A 14657-nucleotide genomic window follows, 5' to 3' on the forward strand; every position below is an offset into this window, starting at 1 on the left:
CTGGAAGGCGCGCGCCTTCTATCGCATGTCGTTCACGCTTGTTGAGGCTGGGCGCTCTTGGGCGGATAGGCCTCCTCCAGCGCGATAGCGCCCGTCTCCAGCAACGACTTCAAGTTGGACAGAATCTTCGGCCAGCCACCCGACACGGCTTCGATCAGCTTCGAAGGTGCACGCTCGATGCTGTGCGTGATCGTCAGCTTGACTGCCGTGCTGCTGGGCTCCAGTTCCATCGTGCAGAGTGACGGGCCCTCGGCCTTGAGTTCGGGTTTGGTCTGGTGCTGCCAGCGGATGACCAGGCGACGGGGTGGCTCGGCCTCGACGATCTGGCCGTCGTCGAAGACCACACCGTCGCCGGATACCAGCGCCCACGAAGCGCCCGCCGTCCATTCGCTTTCACAGCGCATGCCGAACCAGTACTGCTTCATGGCGTCGGCATCGGTGAGGGCATGCCACAGCCTCTCGGGTGTCGTGCGGATATAGGTCACGTAGACAAAGGTCGACTGCGGCATGGGCGTTCTCCCGTTGTTGTTTCAGCATAGAACGCGCGACCAGGCACGAAAACCAGAGTGGCGTGTTGCGTCGCCCATGGTGTGAGTTCCAGTTTAATGGATGGTAAATCCAGTATGATGGAAATCATCGAACCGCTGCACCGGAGCTTGCATGACTTCCCCCGCACCCCATGACGACATCCGCCTGATCGACTGCACCGAGGCCGAGCATGCGTCAGCCATTCTTGAAATCCTGAACGAGGCCATCGTCAACTCCACCGCGCTGTACGACTACGTGCCGCGCCCGCCGCAAGCCATGGAGACCTGGTTTGCTGCCAAGCGTGCGGGTGGCTTTCCGGTGGTGGGCGCGGTCGATGCCGCGGGCAAGCTGCTGGGCTTTGCGAGCTGGGGCACGTTCCGCGCGTTTCCCGCCTACAAGTACACGGTGGAGCACAGCGTGTACGTGCACCACGCATGCCGTGGCCGCAAGCTTGGCGAGCGGTTGCTGCGCGAGTTGATCCGCCGCGCAAAAGAAAAGCAGGTGCACGTGCTGGTGGGCTGCATTGATGCGGCCAACGGGGCGAGCATCGGCCTGCACACCCGCCTGGGGTTCGTGCACGCGGGCACCGTCAAAGAAGCCGGCTTCAAATTCGGCCGCTGGCTGGATGCCGCGTTCTATCAATTGAATCTGCAAATGCCTGAGCAACCGGTTGACGGTTGATTGCTGCAGCAGCAACAAGGCTCAATGCCGCTGGCAGACGCCCTAGCAAAAAAAGACTAGGGCGCACACACAAGGCCAGCGCAATCGTTGTCACCCGTTCGCGCGTTTTGAGGGCAAACGTATGTCGCCCGACAAGGTGCGTAAACGTGTGAACGATCGTGCAGCGCATCACGCAGACGTGGTGAGCGGGCGCCTTGATTGGTCGTTCACGCACGCCTATGCTTGGTTCTCCTGCAGGCCGGCACAGCACGCGCGCGCTCATTTTCATCGGCTCTTGCAGTGCTCATGGTGTCAGTGAATCAAGCCTATCGTCACGGCGGCCCTTCCGTGACCGACAACCACGATGGAGTCGACTGTGCTGAGTCCCCATGAATTTGCCGTCCTGCTTCTCGTCAACGATGGTGCCGAGCCCGATGAACTCGATCGTGCCGATGTCGAGGCGCTGATCGAGCGGCAGCTCGTCACGCTGGAGCATCGTGGCCCCGACCGTTGCTACGCGCGGGTGACCCTTCAGGGGTATGTCTTCCTCAAAGCTTCGGGCCTTGTTCGCGCCAGCGGGCGAAGGTTGGCCACCGCCACTGCGCATTGAGCGTACGGCTTTCGCGCACGAACGCTTCCTCATTCCTGATGTGCAGCCAATACGGCATCCGGCCGTGACCGTTGCCGTTTGCGGCCTCGATCGTGCGCGGTGTGCGGATCACCATCGTCCATAGGCCGCCAAGGATCACGAGCGCGAAATGCGCGATGAAATGTGCGAGCACATGGAGCATGGATCCACTCACGCGATGACAACACCAAGCGGCCCACGCGGTGCAACTGCATGGGCCTTTTTGCTGTGCTGAGGCAGGCGAATATGGGTTGGGATGGCGACGGTATCGGTGCAACACTGAAGCGGTTGGTGTGCCTCGCACGGAGGCGGACATGTTGAAGATCGGTCGAAGTGTGGGCATGGCAGCACTGATGTCCATTGCGCTTGCCATCGGCACGGCGCAGGCACAGTCACCGCAATCGTCATCGTATGAAGGCTTTGCCGTGCCGATTGGCAGTGCACCGCACGACGTTGCGCCATCCCCCGACGGCACCGTGTGGTACACCGCGCAGGCGCAAGCCGCGGTGGGACGGTTGGACCCACGCAGCGGCAAGGCGGATCGTGTTGCGTTGGGCACCGGTTCAGCGCCGCATGGCGTGATCGTCGGTCCCGACCTGGCCGCGTGGGTGACCGACGGCGGCCTCAACGCCATCGTGCGCGTTGACCCGAAAACGCTCGCCGTCACGCGCTTTCCGCTACCGAAGAACCGCACCGACGCCAACCTGAACACCGCCGTTTTCGACAAGCAAGGACACCTGTGGTTTACCGGACAGAGCGGCATCTACGGCGAGCTGGACCCCGCCAGCGGAAAGATGCGCGTGTTCGATGCACCGCGCGGCCCCGGTGCCTACGGCATCTGCGTCACCCCAAACGGCAACCTGTACTTTGCATCACTGGCCAGTAGCTACCTGGGCCGCATTGATCGTGTGAGCGGTGCGGCCCAGGTCATCGAACCGCCAACGCCAAAGCAGGGCGCGCGCCGCGTCTGGGCGGATTCAAAAGGGCGCGTCTGGATCAGTGAGTGGAATGCGGGAAAGGTCGGTATGTTCGATCCGGCAACCCATCAATGGCGCGAATGGAAATTGCCCGGTGAAGACCCACACGCCTATGCCATCTTTGTCGATGACAAGGACATCGTTTGGCTCAGCGAGTGGACCGCCAACGCACTGGTGCGCTTTGACCCGCGCACCGAGACGTTTGACGTGTTGCCGATGCCCCGGCCGCATGCGCGTGTGCGTCAGATGATGGGGCGGCCGGGAGAGCTGTGGCTGTCGGAGTCTGGCACCGATCATTTGCTGCGCTATCAGACGAACGCAGCAGGGGCGAGCGGGAACTGAAGGTGTATCGCCACGCGGGGTTTCGTAAGCTCGCTTTTTGCTGGGTGACTAGTTGTCGAGCCTGAAGACATATGACTTGCTTGCCACGACAGGTACAGCTTGGCCGTGTTGCCGATAGGGCGTGCACCTGACGGTACGGGCGGCAGTGGTGGCAGCGTTGTCAAGGCGCGGTGAGCCGGATGAAGAGGTCAGTGCCACATTGGTGATCTCACCGGTTTCACCAATGAAGAGCTTGACTGTCGCTCGACCTTCCTCGCCCATCTTTTGTGACATCGGCGGATACACCGGCTGTGGATCATTGCATTGGATGGTGTTGGCGCCAGTGTTGCCCATCGCGCTCGATGCCGGAGGTGGTGCGATCGTCGATGAAGGGGAGCGCTGCGCCAGAAGATCATGGCCGCCTGCAGTGCTTGATTCGTGAGACGCCATCGATTGCGGCACGGGTCCGTTGCCGAGCAAGCGCGCGCCATTGATCAGCACAATCAACACTAGCCATACCCACCACCAGCTAAAGAATGACCGTTTGGATGAGGAAGGCCCAGACGACTGCCGCTGCGGCGCCTGCTCCCCGCGCTTGCCAGGCGGCAACGCGGCATACAGTTCTCGCCAACGCGGCAGTTTGCTGACGTCGGTGATGATGCCCAGCCACGTTGGAAAATTCCTAACCGTGTTTTCCAGCAGTAGGAAAGAGTCCTGCAGCTCCCGACGGTTCGGCTCCGACGGATTGCGCAAGCGCTGGATGAGCGCGCGTTGCTGAGCGCGATCCTTCGGCGGCAGGCGATCGAACAGCGCGCGCTCCTGCAAAGCACGGTCGAGCACGAAGCCAATGTTCCCGAAGTTCTGCAGGTGCCGACGGTCTTCGTTCCAGCGGAACACATTGGTGGCGGCGACGAGCAGCGCTTCATGACCGGGCTTCCACCCCTGTGTGAGCAGGGCCGCGAACTTGTACTCGAACATCTCGCGCGCGGTCATGCTGATTAACGCGTCGCCGGCCATGAGTTTTTCAAGCGCGGCCTGCCACGTGTGGTAGTCCGGCATGGTCTTCGGGTTGGCCGCGGCTGCCTTGAATGTATCCATGAAGCTGGCAAACGCGGTGTTGGCATGCGCTGCTGCGTCGTCTTGCTGTGTCGGCGCCGGCACGGGCGCTGTTGCTGGAGGCGGCGATGTCGCCTCCACGCGTAGCTTGGGGATCGCCACGTTCGGCGGCGCAAAGGATGCCGTGGGCGCCGGGCTTGGCGCCGCGTCGGCTTCGTCCTCGTCCTCTGCGTCAAGGTCTTGTTCCGGCGCTGATCTGCTGGGCTGTCGCGCCCACATCAGCGCCGCGTCGTAAGCGGCGCGCAGAGCCTGAAAGCCCGCCGGGTCGGCTTCCTGGTCGATCTTCTTGAGCTTCTGGGCGTACGCGCGCCGTATTGCGCGCTCGTCCGCCGAGGTATCGAGTTCGAGTTGCTGCAGAAAGCGCGGCACCATGATCATTCCGGTCACGAATCAGGCTTGGGGTTCTGGCTGCGGGAAGACGCGGATCTGGCGCTCGACGTGCTCCACCAGTTCGTCGAATTTCTGTCGATCAGCCTGAATGCGGTGCAGCTCCTGCGATGCCAGTGACGCTTCGAACAGCCGGATCTGGGCGCCGAACCATTCACGCTCCTTACCGCGCAACTGCTGATACAACCGTTCCGCGCGCGCCATCAGCGTGCGGTTCTCCATTTGGTCACGCGGATGGATCTTGAGCGTCGACAGCGCGGCGAGCTTCTCTGCGATTTCCTCTTCAGACAGCAGGCCTGGGTTGTCTTCAATGATGAGGCTCACGGTTTCCTGCGTCTTCTGCACCGTGGCTTCGACCTGCAGCAGGCCATTGACGTCATAGGTGAAGCGCACGTCGACGGCACACTGGGCGCGCGGGAGGTCCGGCAAGGGCACTTTCAATGTGCCCAGCTGAATGTTCTCGGTCACGAGACGGGCTTCGCCTTGATAGACGTGCAGATCCACTGCGCGTTGCTGTTCGCGGATCGGGCTGTAGGTCTTCACCCGGCTGATCGGCACCGGGCTATTGCGCTCGATGATCGGGTCAAAGTGGCCGTCGGTATAGGAGCCGTCAGGGAGCTGCATGGCCACGGCGACGCCGAGCGAGTAGGGCGCGACGTCTGTCATGACGACATCATCCAGCGCGGCATCCTTCATCTTCAGGCCGGCCTGTACGGCAGCCCCCAACGCCACCACCTCATCCGGATTGATTTCGCACTCCGGAAAGCGCCCGAACATGCGGGCGACCATGCGCCGGACCACCGGCATGCGCGTGGCGCCGCCCGCCAGCACGATCTTGTCCAAATCCGTACCGCGCAGGTTGGCGTCGCGCAGGGCGCGTTCCACCGGCGCACGCAGCCGCTGCAGCAGCGGGGCGCAGATCTGCTCGAACGTGGCTTCATCCAGTTCCAGCGTGTAGGTATCGCTGTTGTGAGCGACCTCGATCGTGGCCGCAGGCTGTTCCGACAGCGCGCGTTTGGCTGCTTCGACCTGCGCGGTGAGCCGTTGCATGAATGCGGCATCGGTCTTGAGCTTGGCCGGTGCCTTGGCTTGGTCGAAGAAGCGGTCGATGATGCAGGCGACGAAGTCTTCGCCACCGAGGAAGTTGTCGCCGGCAGACGCCCGGACTTCCATGACGCCCTCGAACATGTCGAGCACCGACACGTCGAACGTACCGCCGCCCAGGTCGAATACAAGGAAGCGGGTTTCGGCGCCAAGCTGATGGATGCCGTAGGCCAGGGCTGCCGCAGTGGGTTCGTTCAGCAGCCGATCGACTTTCAGGCCTGCCATGACACCTGCTGCGCGCGTGGCCTTGCGCTGCGCGTCGGAAAAATAGGCGGGAACAGTGATGATGGCTTCGGTGATCGGCTGGCCCAGCGCGGCTTCCACGTCTTCTTTGAGCGAGCGCAGTACCAATGCCGAAAGCTCTTCCGCACGGAACTCGCGCTTGCCAAGGCGGATGGTGCGCTCGCTACCCATGAAGCGCTTGAACACGGCGGCGGTCTTGTCCGGATGCGTTTGCAGCCGCTCGCGCGCCGCGCGTCCGACGAGGATGGTGCCGTCTTCATCCAGGCTCACACAGGAGGGTGTGAGGTAGTCCCCAAGGCTGTTCGGAATCAGGCGCGGCTGCCCGTCTTCCCAAACGGCCACCAGGCTGTTTGTTGTTCCCAGATCAATACCGATGATCATCCCGCCCCCAACAACTTTGATGCGGCCTTCAGGCCACTTGTGATTTCTGTCGGATGCGTAACGTGAATCGCAGGGGCCTGTCTGTCATGCCGCCAATGCGGCGATCGACATAGCATCGCGCACCGGATGGCGCGATCAGGCAACGGAATCACGACGCGGCGGCCAAGATACCACGGCAGAAGTGCCGGGGCCGCCGCACAGGAGAGGGGTGTTGTGGTGTTGCGTTGAGGGGCCCGCTGCCTCTAAGCCTCCACTTCCGCCAGCGCCTTGAGCCCCACCGACAGCATGGCCAGATCTGCCTGCCCCGCAGCCACCTGATCGGCAATCACGCGGTTGTAGCGCGCCAGTGCCTCCTGCCGGGTGGCTTTCCACGTATCGACCAGCGCCTCTGCCCCAATGCCGGCGGGCGCATCACGCAGCACCGAGCCGGTCAGCCTGCGGCGCAGTTGCCCCAGTTCCTCAAGCAACGTGGCGCGCGCCAGCATCTGCCAGTGGGTTTGCGTGGGCAGGTTGAGGATGCCACCCTGCAGCCAGCCATAACCCAGCGGCTGGTCGAGCGCAAAGTACACGCGTGCGGCGAGCTTGGCATCGCAACCACTGGCGGCGGCCACTTCGGCAATGTCGAGCAGCGACACGCGCGCCGGCACACCTGCCGCGGTGCGTGCCAGCGCTTCGGGAACGCCCTCGTCAGCCAGTGCCTGCTGCTGTTGTGCCGACGTGCGCGCGGAGTCTTCCGTTTGCAAACCATCCACTTCCGGCGCCAGCGCATCCACCGCATCGCGGAAGCGTGCCACCGTGGCCGGCACGTCTGCTATGCGCCGCCGCAGGAACCACAGCGTAGCGCGCTCGTGTAGCTGCGCAAATGCGGTGAACAGCGCCGTCTGCGTTTCGTGCGGCACCTGCGCATCCAGCCCGTCGACTTGCTCCCAGAGCGGGTCCATCCGATAGACCGCGCGCGCCACCAAGCTGGCCCACACAACAGCCAGCGGCTCGGCGCCGGTTTCTTCGGCAAGGCGATGCACGAACGTCACGCCGGCGCGGTTGATGAGCGCATTGGCGTGCATGGTCGCCAGGATCTCGCGCCGCAGCGGGTGCCGCGGCATGGTCGGGCCGCAACGTGCCTGCAGCGGATGCGGAAAGTAGCCGGGCAGTCCGTCGGCCACGAAGGGCTGGTCGGGCAAATCGCTGGCCAGCAGCGCGTCGTACAGCCACATCTTGCTGTAGGCCATCAGCACCGCACGCTCCGGTGTGGTGAGGCCCCCGCTGGCGGCGCGCCGCGCGTCGATCTCCTCGTCGGGCGGCAGGAATTCAATGACCCGGTTCAGGCGCCCGGTGCGTTCCAGATAGCGCATCAGCCGCGCTTCGGCATCCAGCCACTGCGTCGTGCGCGTGCGTGCGAGTGAAAGCGCCTGCGTCTGGAAGTAGTTGTCGCGCAGCACCAGCGTGCCCACCTCGTCGGTCATCTCGGCGAGCAGTGTGTTGCGCTGCTTGAGTGTCATCTCGCCGTCGGCCACCACCAGGCCCAGCAGGATCTTGATGTTGACCTCGTGGTCGGAGCAATCTACGCCGGCGGAGTTGTCGATGGCATCAGTATTGATGCGGCCGCCATGCAGTGCATATTCAATGCGGCCGAGTTGCGTGCAGCCCAGGTTGCCGCCTTCAGCGACGACCTTGCAGCGTAGCTCTGCACCGTCCACGCGCAGCCCGTCGTTGGCGCGGTCGCCCACCTGGGCATGCGTTTCGCTGCTGGCCTTGACGTAGGTGCCGATGCCGCCGTTGTAGAGCAAATCCACCGGCGCCTTGAGGATGGCGTGCAGCAGATCATTCGGTGCCATCTCCGTCGCCGTCACATCCAGCATCGCACGCACTTCGGGCGACAGCGGAATCGACTTGACTGTGCGCGGGAAGATGCCGCCCCCCGGGCTGATCAGCGTCTTGTCATAGTCGGCCCAGCTTGAGCGCGGCAGGTTGAACATGCGTTCGCGCTCGGCAAAGCTGGTGGCCGCATCGGGGGATGGATCAAGAAAGACATGCCGATGATCGAACGCCGCCAGCAGACGGATATGGCGCGAGAGCAGCATGCCGTTGCCAAACACATCGCCCGACATATCACCCACACCCACCACGGTGAAGTCCTGCGACTGCGTATCGACGCCCATCTCGCTGAAGTGCCGCTTGACCGATTCCCACGCGCCGCGTGCGGTGATGGCCATCTTCTTGTGGTCATAGCCGACCGAGCCGCCGGAGGCAAACGCATCGCCCAGCCAGAAGCCGTATTCCGCAGAGATGGCGTTGGCGTAGTCGGAGAACGTGGCGGTGCCCTTGTCGGCGGCCACCACCAGGTAGGGGTCGTCCTCGTCATAGCGCACCACGTCGCGCGGTGGCACGAGGTGGCCGTCGACGTAGTTGTCGGTCAGGTCAAGCAGGCCGCGCAGGAAAGTTTGGTAGCACGCCACGCCTTCGGCCAGGTACGCATCGCGGTCTCCGGCGGGCGGCGGTTGCTTGACGATGAAGCCGCCCTTGGAGCCCACCGGCACGATGACGGTGTTCTTGACCATCTGCGCCTTGACCAGCCCCAGCACCTCGGTGCGGAAGTCTTCGCGCCGGTCAGACCAGCGCAGCCCGCCGCGCGCCACCTTGCCACCACGCAGGTGCACGCCCTCCACACGCGGCGAATACACCCAGATCTCGAACATCGGCTTGGGCTCGGGCAGGCCCGGCACGCGCGCAGGGTCGAACTTGAACGACAGGTACGGCTTGGATTGCCCGGCCTGCCCACCGTCTGCCGCACTCTGGAAGTAGTTGGTGCGCAGCGTGGCCTCCAGCACGCCCAGGAACTGACGCAGGATGCGGTCTTCGTCCAGGTTCGGCACCTCTTCCAGCGCTTCGGCAATCTGTGCGCGCAGCTTGTCGGCATCGCGCGTGCGTTCGACCTCGTTGAGTGCTGGGTCAAAGCGCACCAGGAACAGGCGGACCAATGCCCGGGCAATGGACGGATTGCCCGTCAGCGCGCTTTCCATGTAGGCGTTGCTGAACGTCGAGCCGATCTGGCGGATGTAGCGCGCATACGCTCGCAGGATGCGTACCTCGCGCCACGTCAGGCCCGCCTGCAGCACGAGACGGTTGAGATCGTCGTTCTCGACCTCGCCCGTCCAGATGCGTGCGAAGGTGTCTTCAAAGCGCACGCGTGCTTCGTCGAGATCAACCTCGCTGCCGTCGATGGTCTCCATACCGAAGTCGTGCATCCAGATGGGGACGGCATCGGCAGGTTCGACGCAGTAGGGGCGCTCTTCGTTGACGCGCACGCCAAGGTGCTCAAGCATCGGCAGGCTGCGCGACAGCGAGGTCGGCTCGCCTGCGCGGTAGATCTTGAAGCGCAGTGCACCGGTAGGGGCCTCTAGCGGCCGATAGAGCTGCATCGTGAGCGTGCCGGCGGCAGCGGCTTGCTGTGCCGATGGTGAAGCCGCCAGCAGTGGCTCCATCAGTTCGATGTCGCGCACGGCAAGTCGCGCGGGGTAGTCCTCGCGGAAGCCAGCGGGGAAGGCATCGCCATAGCGACGCAGCAGGCGGTTGCCGCGCTCCTCACCACCGCGCTCCAGCAGGGCATCGGCGAGGTCGTCCTGCCAGCGCCGTGCGGTCTGCACGATGCGCTCTTCCAGTTCCGCCACATCCACCTCGGGCACGTTGCCCGGCTGTGTGCGCACGGTGATGTGGATGCGCGCGAGCATCGACTCCGACAGCAACGGTGTGAACTCAACCCCCGTGCCGTGATAGGCGTCCTGCAGCAGCTTCTGAATGCGAATGCGCAAGTCGGTGTTGAACTTCTCGCGCGGTACGAACACAAGGCACGACACGAAGCGGTCAAAGCGGTCACGCCGCACAAACAGGCGCGTGCGCTGCCGCTCCTGCAGCCGCAGGATGCCGAGCGCGATGTCGTGCAGCTCCTCACCCTCAAGCTGGAACAGCTCATCGCGCGGATACTGTTCGAGAATCGTAATAAGTGTCTTGGCAAGGTGCCCGTTCGGCAGGAAGCCAGTGCGCGCGATCACGCTGGCGACCTTGCGCCGTGCCAGCGGAATGCTCTCTGCCGGCACCATGTACACGGTGGAGGTGTACAGCCCCAGGAAGCGCCGCTCGCCGCAGGTGCGGCCTTCGGCATCAAAGCGCTTCACACCCACATAGTCTAGATAGCCGGGGCGGTGCACCGTGGCACGCGAGTTGGCCTTGGTGATAAAGATGGGGGCCGGGGCGTTGATGATCTTGACCGCGCCCGGAGCAAGTCGCGAAAGGTCTGGGCTAGCCGCATCGCGCAACGCTTCGCGCAGCACGCCCAGGCCCGTGCCCGGCAGACCTTGCAGGTAGTGGCCATCTTCTTTCACGACGAGTTCGTAGTCGCGATAGCCCAGGAAGGTGAAATGCCGATCCAGCATCCATGCCAGAAAGGCTTGTGCCTCGGCAATCTCCGTGCGCTCGGTTTCATCGGCCGAAGCATGCGCGGCGCGCGCGCCCAACGCATCGATGGCGGATTGCGCTGCAGCTTGCATCGGCTTCCAGTCTTCCACGGCGGATCGCACGTCGCGCAGCACGCGCACCAGGCCGTCGTGCAGCGCCTGCAGCCGTTGCGGCTCAGAGAAACGATCGACCTCGATGTGGATATACGACTCGTAGTGCGCGTCGCCATTCGTGTCGTCGTTGGCGTCGGCTGGCGTGTCACCCGCGAGTGCGGCCGGCCGGAGCACGCCGCCGGCTTCTACCGCCGTGCGGGTGCCCGACGCGTCGCGCCGCATGCGGTAGACGGGGTGGAAAGCAGAATGGAGCGCCAACCCTTGCCGGTTGATCTCCATGGTGACGGAGTCAAACAGGAAGGGCATGTCGTCGTTCACGATCTCGACCACCGTGTGGCCGCAGTACCAACCGTGCTGTTCCAGGCTTGGGTTGTAGACCCGCACGCGTGGTTGCCCTGACACGAACTTCTGGCCGAGCTGCCAGTGCGCCATCGCTGCGCCGTAGAGATCGGCCACGCTGCGCGAGACGACGTCTTCGGGGTCGGCCAGTCCGTAGTAGTGCCGCATGAATGGCTCGAACAGCGCGGCCATGTCTGGCGCACGTCCGCGTGCGAGGGCCACTGCATCCGCCATGTGCTGACGGACTTTTTCTTCGTGCTGGGCAGACATGGGCGATCTCCCGAAAAGCGCGGAAAAAACGGCTTTTCCATGCTACGCCGCGTGCCCTTGGGCCGCAACGTGCAACCCGTGTCAACCGAAAGGGGGAGCGTGGGTCAGGCGCGCTTTTTTGTGCGGCGCGTTTGCAGATCGGTTGAGGGTGTTTTTGCGGCGCCTTGCGTGATCTTGTCGAGCACGCGCTTGGTCCGCCCTGCGCAGCTCTCGCTTTCCGTGCGGTTGTTGATGTCGCCGACGAGCGCGAGCAGGTGGTGTTTGGTCTGTGCCAGGCGTTGCTCCAGCAATTCAATCTCGCTGATTTTGCGGTGCAGCGCTTCGAGCAATTCCTGATGCGGCCACTTTTCCAGATCGGGCGGCAGGATGGCGCGGATTTCCTCCAGCGAAAACCCCGCACCCTGCGCACACAGGATGATCTCCAGCCGGGTTAGCGTGTCGGGCGTGTACTCGCGGTAGCCGTTGGCCTGTCGCTGTGCGGGCTGCAGCAGGCCGCTGGCCTCATAAAAGCGGATGCGCGAGGCGGCTACGCCACTCTGCTCCGCCAGTTCGCCGATTTTCATACGTATGCTCCGGGGCTTGACATTAAAGTCAACTTTAAGCTTAAGGTTAGGGCGTCGTCAAACCGGAGTGCCCCTCATGAAGCTGCTCACGCCCGCGTTGTTCACCCCCCTAACGTTGCCCAATGGCGCGGTGATTGCCAACCGCCTGGCCAAGGCCGCCATGGAAGAGAACATGGCCGATGCGGACCACGCGCCGTCCGATGCGCTGGTGCGCTTGTATGAAGCCTGGGCGAAAGGCAACGTCGGCTTGATGCTGACGGGCAACGTCATGGTGGACCACCGCGCCATGACCGGGCCCAACGGCGTGGTGTTGGAAGACGATGCCCACCTAGACCGCTTCCGGCGCTGGGCACACACCGCACGCGCACACGGCGCGCATGTCTGGATGCAGATCAACCACCCGGGCCGTCAGATGCCCGCAGCGCTTGGCCAAACCACGCTGGCGCCATCTGCCGTGGCGATGGACCTGGGCGCGCTATCCAAGCAGTTTCCGGTGCCCCGGGAGATGACCGCCGCCGACATTGCCGACGTGCAGCAACGCTTCACGCGCGCAGCGGTACTGGCCGAGCAGAGCGGCTTTACCGGCGTGCAGATTCACGCGGCACACGGCTATCTGCTGAGCCAGTTTCTCTCCCCGATCACGAACAAGCGGCAGGACCAGTGGGGCGGCCCGATCGAGAACCGCGCGCGTTTGCTGCTCGACATCGTGCGTTCGGTGCGCGGCGCGGTGTCGCCGCAGTTTGTGGTGGCGGTCAAGCTGAACTCGGCGGACTTCCAGCGCGGCGGCTTCAGCCCGGACGATGCCAAGCGCGTGGTCGAACTGCTCAACCCGCTGGGTGTGGATCTGGTGGAGTTGTCTGGCGGCAGCTACGAGGCGCCGGCCATGCAAGGGCAAGCCCGCGACGGCCGCACGCTGGCCCGCGAGGCCTACTTTCTGGAGTTCGCACGCGACATCGTTGCCATTGCGCAGATGCCGTTGATGGTCACGGGGGGCATCCGCCGCCGTGCGGTGGCAGAGCAGGTGGTCGACAGCGGTATCGCCATGGTTGGCATTGCGACTGCGCTGTCGATTGATCCGAACCTGCCGCGCGATTGGCAGGCCGGTAAGAACACCGCACCGGTGCTGCGCCCGATTACGTGGAAGAACAAGGTGCTGGGCTCGTTGGCCAACATGGCGGTGGTCAAGTTTCAGCTGCAACGGCTGAGCCAGGGACACGGGACGAACCCGCGTGTCTCGCCGTTCAGGGCGCTGGTGGTGCAGCAGTTGGCCAATGCCTGCCAGACGCGACGCTACAAGCGTTGGACAGCGCAGCGCGCTGTAGATTGACCGCGCTAGTGCAGGAGGGTGGCTTGGGCAATGCCAGCGGCTGCGCAGAGGGCCACCACGGCAAGCGGTGGCAGCTTCCACCGCGTTAGCAGGCAAAACCCGACGGCGGCAATCGCAAAATCCAGCGGAACATGCACCGCGCTGGTCCAAACCGGCGAGTACAGTGCGGCGGCCAGCACGCCAACCACGGCCGCATTCACCCCTGCCAACAGCGCCGCCATGGACTTGCGCGCACGCAGTGCCTGCCAGTACGGCAACGCGGCAACAACCAGCAGCAAACCAGGCAGGAAGATGCCCGCCGTGGCGAGCAAGGCACCACCCAGGTGATTGGGCACGCCACTCATCATCCAGCCGAGAAACGCGGCGAACGTAAACAGTGGCCCCGGTACCGCCTGCGCGGCGCCGTATCCGGCAAGAAAGTCGCTGGACGTCACCCACCCCGTGGCAACCGTCTGCTCCTGCAGCAGTGGAAGCACGACATGGCCGCCGCCAAACACCAGCGCGCCGGAGCGGTAGAACGCGTCGAATACACGAACAGCATCGCCAGCGCCGGCTTGTACTAGCGCAGGCAACCCGAGCAACAGCACGCCAAAGAGCACCAGCGCGATGGCACCCGCGCTGCGGGAAATGCGAAACCCCGCGTGCTGCGCAGGCACAGCGGTGACGCCGGTCACGGATGTGTCTTGGCACAGCGCAAGGCCCAGCACCGCGCCGAGCGCAATAGCGATGAGCTGCGCATAGACAGAGGCCGTCAGGCCCAGCAGCACGATGGCTGCCAGTGCGATGCCGGCCCGACGCAAATCGGGGCACAAGCGCCGCGCCATGTCCCACACGGCCTGCGCAACCACGGCAACGGCCACCAGCTTCAACCCGTGGATCAATCCATCACCCAAGGGGCCGCCGAGCGTTGGCGCCAGCATGGCAAAGGCAATCAGCAGCACGACGGATGGCAGCGTGAACCCGCACCATGCAGCCAGACCGCCAAGCCAGCCGGCGCGCAGCAAGCCGATCGAAAAGCCGACCTGGCTGCTGGCCGGCCCCGGCAGGAATTGGCACAAGCCAACCAGATCGGTGAACGTTGCGTCGTCAAGCCAGCGCCGCCGCTCGACAAACTCGCGGCGGAAGTACCCGATGTGTGCCACCGGGCCGCCAAACGACGTCAGCCCCAGCTTGAGGAAGACAGCGAGCACGCCCAGCACGTTGGTTGCCTGTGCGGGCCGTGATGCATCCATGTTGGTGTCCATTGCT

At 64.1% G+C, this 14657-nt stretch carries 10 protein-coding genes; 4 read left to right on the forward strand and 6 right to left on the reverse strand.

Going from position 1 to position 14657, the window contains the following annotated elements; genetic code table 11:
• Window positions 1-32 precede the first annotated feature (32 nt).
• Window positions 33-509, reverse strand: coding sequence for an SRPBCC family protein (locus tag F7R11_RS20545; protein ID WP_064808273.1), 477 nt, complete (start codon window positions 507-509; stop codon window positions 33-35).
• A 151-nt stretch (window positions 510-660) separates the two neighbouring features.
• On the opposite strand from F7R11_RS20545, the gene F7R11_RS20550 reads away from it, so the two are divergent.
• The 3 genes from F7R11_RS20550 (at window position 661) to F7R11_RS20560 (ending at window position 3135) form a co-directional block, all read left to right on the forward strand.
• Window positions 661-1209: a GNAT family N-acetyltransferase gene (locus tag F7R11_RS20550; protein WP_021193376.1), complete on the forward strand. Its 549-nt coding sequence runs from the start codon at window positions 661-663 to the stop codon at window positions 1207-1209.
• Window positions 1210-1564: 355 nt separating this feature from the next.
• Window positions 1565-1798, forward strand: a complete 234-nt coding sequence (locus tag F7R11_RS20555; RefSeq protein WP_080981244.1) for a hypothetical protein — start codon at window positions 1565-1567, stop codon at window positions 1796-1798.
• A gap of 332 nt (window positions 1799-2130) precedes the next feature.
• Window positions 2131-3135 (forward strand): Vgb family protein, encoded by a 1005-nt coding sequence (locus F7R11_RS20560; protein WP_064808267.1) that lies wholly within the window; start codon window positions 2131-2133, stop codon window positions 3133-3135.
• Between the two features lie 48 nt (window positions 3136-3183).
• Here F7R11_RS20560 and F7R11_RS27340 read toward each other — a convergent pair whose 3' ends face one another.
• The 4 genes from F7R11_RS27340 to F7R11_RS20580 all read right to left on the reverse strand — a co-directional run bounded on the left by F7R11_RS27340 (window position 3184) and on the right by F7R11_RS20580 (window position 12082).
• Complete coding sequence (locus F7R11_RS27340; RefSeq protein ID WP_238500882.1) at window positions 3184-4332, reverse strand: energy transducer TonB; 1149 nt, start codon at window positions 4330-4332, stop codon at window positions 3184-3186.
• Window positions 4333-4620: 288 nt separating this feature from the next.
• Window positions 4621-6345, reverse strand: a complete 1725-nt coding sequence (locus F7R11_RS20570) for an Hsp70 family protein (protein ID WP_064808263.1) — start codon at window positions 6343-6345, stop codon at window positions 4621-4623.
• A 242-nt stretch (window positions 6346-6587) separates the two neighbouring features.
• Complete coding sequence (locus tag F7R11_RS20575) at window positions 6588-11519, reverse strand: NAD-glutamate dehydrogenase (protein ID WP_064808261.1); 4932 nt, start codon at window positions 11517-11519, stop codon at window positions 6588-6590.
• A 104-nt stretch (window positions 11520-11623) separates the two neighbouring features.
• Complete coding sequence (locus tag F7R11_RS20580) at window positions 11624-12082, reverse strand: MerR family transcriptional regulator (RefSeq protein ID WP_021193383.1); 459 nt, start codon at window positions 12080-12082, stop codon at window positions 11624-11626.
• A gap of 76 nt (window positions 12083-12158) precedes the next feature.
• On the opposite strand from F7R11_RS20580, the gene F7R11_RS20585 reads away from it, so the two are divergent.
• On the forward strand, window positions 12159-13409 hold the full coding sequence (locus F7R11_RS20585; RefSeq protein ID WP_064808259.1) for an NADH:flavin oxidoreductase/NADH oxidase family protein: 1251 nt from the start codon (window positions 12159-12161) through the stop codon (window positions 13407-13409).
• Between the two features lie 5 nt (window positions 13410-13414).
• Here the strand turns inward: F7R11_RS20585 and chrA are convergent, their stop codons facing one another.
• Window positions 13415-14653: a chromate efflux transporter gene (chrA, locus tag F7R11_RS20590; RefSeq protein ID WP_064808257.1), complete on the reverse strand. Its 1239-nt coding sequence runs from the start codon at window positions 14651-14653 to the stop codon at window positions 13415-13417.
• Window positions 14654-14657: the final 4 nt, after the last annotated feature.

The sequence above is a fragment of the Ralstonia insidiosa genome (assembly GCF_008801405.1).
GTDB lineage: Bacteria > Pseudomonadota > Gammaproteobacteria > Burkholderiales > Burkholderiaceae > Ralstonia > Ralstonia insidiosa.

What these genes read in the sequence shown, in the direction of transcription:
- F7R11_RS20550 (WP_021193376.1), top strand. Translation starts at nt 661, where the DNA reads ATGACTTCCCCCGCACCCCATGACGACATCCGCCTGATCGACTGCACC.
- F7R11_RS20570 (WP_064808263.1), bottom strand. Translation starts at nt 6,345, where the DNA reads ATGATCATCGGTATTGATCTGGGAACAACAAACAGCCTGGTGGCCGTT.
- F7R11_RS20560 (WP_064808267.1), top strand. Translation starts at nt 2,131, where the DNA reads ATGTTGAAGATCGGTCGAAGTGTGGGCATGGCAGCACTGATGTCCATT.
- chrA (WP_064808257.1), bottom strand. Translation starts at nt 14,653, where the DNA reads ATGGACACCAACATGGATGCATCACGGCCCGCACAGGCAACCAACGTG.
- F7R11_RS20580 (WP_021193383.1), bottom strand. Translation starts at nt 12,082, where the DNA reads ATGAAAATCGGCGAACTGGCGGAGCAGAGTGGCGTAGCCGCCTCGCGC.
- F7R11_RS20545 (WP_064808273.1), bottom strand. Translation starts at nt 509, where the DNA reads ATGCCGCAGTCGACCTTTGTCTACGTGACCTATATCCGCACGACACCC.
- F7R11_RS20575 (WP_064808261.1), bottom strand. Translation starts at nt 11,519, where the DNA reads ATGTCTGCCCAGCACGAAGAAAAAGTCCGTCAGCACATGGCGGATGCA.
- F7R11_RS20585 (WP_064808259.1), top strand. Translation starts at nt 12,159, where the DNA reads ATGAAGCTGCTCACGCCCGCGTTGTTCACCCCCCTAACGTTGCCCAAT.